1 protein-coding gene is annotated in these 891 nt (G+C 56.9%); it reads left to right on the top strand.

Going from position 1 to position 891, the window contains the following annotated elements; translation table 11 throughout:
• Window positions 1–255 precede the first annotated feature (255 nt).
• A complete protein-coding gene (gene clpP, locus NW815_RS13515) occupies window positions 256–858 on the top strand; it encodes an ATP-dependent Clp endopeptidase proteolytic subunit ClpP (protein ID WP_011434140.1) in 603 nt (200 codons plus the stop codon).
• Window positions 859–891: the final 33 nt, after the last annotated feature.

An 891-nucleotide genomic window follows, 5' to 3' on the forward strand; every position in this document is an offset into this window, starting at 1 on the left:
AAAGCCCGCACCCTGCGCATAGCGCGGGTGCCGGGTAGTTTACCTCACCACATCACAAAGAGCCACACCTCAGACCCGTTCCACATCCCAGAAGAAGAGGGATCCCGCCATAACCACCCCGTCTCTTTGCTGTTCTAGCCGGCTCACACCCCATCGAGCCCCGTACGGAGGCGGGCCGGTGAGTCGTCCTGAGCAAAGCATCCGTCCGGTGGCTTAGACTACACTAGTAAGGACTGACCCATCGCTTGGACTGGCATGATTCCCACCGTTATTGAGCAATCTGCGCGAGGCGAGCGCGCCTTTGACATTTACTCGCGTCTCTTGCGGGATCGGATCATTTTCTTGGGCACCCAGGTGGACGACGACATTGCTAACCTGATTGTGGCCCAGATGCTCTACTTGGAGTCCGAAGACCCTGAAAAAGACATCTACCTCTACATCAACTCCCCCGGCGGCTCTGTCTATGCTGGCATGGCCATTTACGACACCATGCAGCACATTCAGCCGGATGTCTCCACCATCTGCATTGGTTTGGCTGCCAGCATGGGAGCCTTTCTGCTGGCAGGGGGCACCAAAGGCAAGCGCATTGCCCTTCCCCACGCCCGCATCATGATCCACCAACCCCTTGGTGGAGCTCAGGGGCCAGCTACCGATATTGAAATTCAGGCCAAAGAGATCCTCTTCATCAAAAACAGCCTCAATAGCTTGCTGGCCTACCACACCGGTCAACCTCTAGAGCGCATCGAACGAGATACCGACCGCGACAACTTCATGACCCCAGAACAAGCCAAAGAGTACGGCCTCATCGACCAAGTGATCAGCAAGAGACCCCAGCCAACCCTGGCAGCCGTTTCTTGACCCTCCAGATCCTGTGGGTGGACTTGCTCCGCT

This window comes from Synechococcus sp. R6-7 (assembly GCF_047461695.1).
In the GTDB taxonomy this organism is placed as follows: Bacteria; Cyanobacteriota; Cyanobacteriia; order Thermostichales; family Thermostichaceae; genus Thermostichus.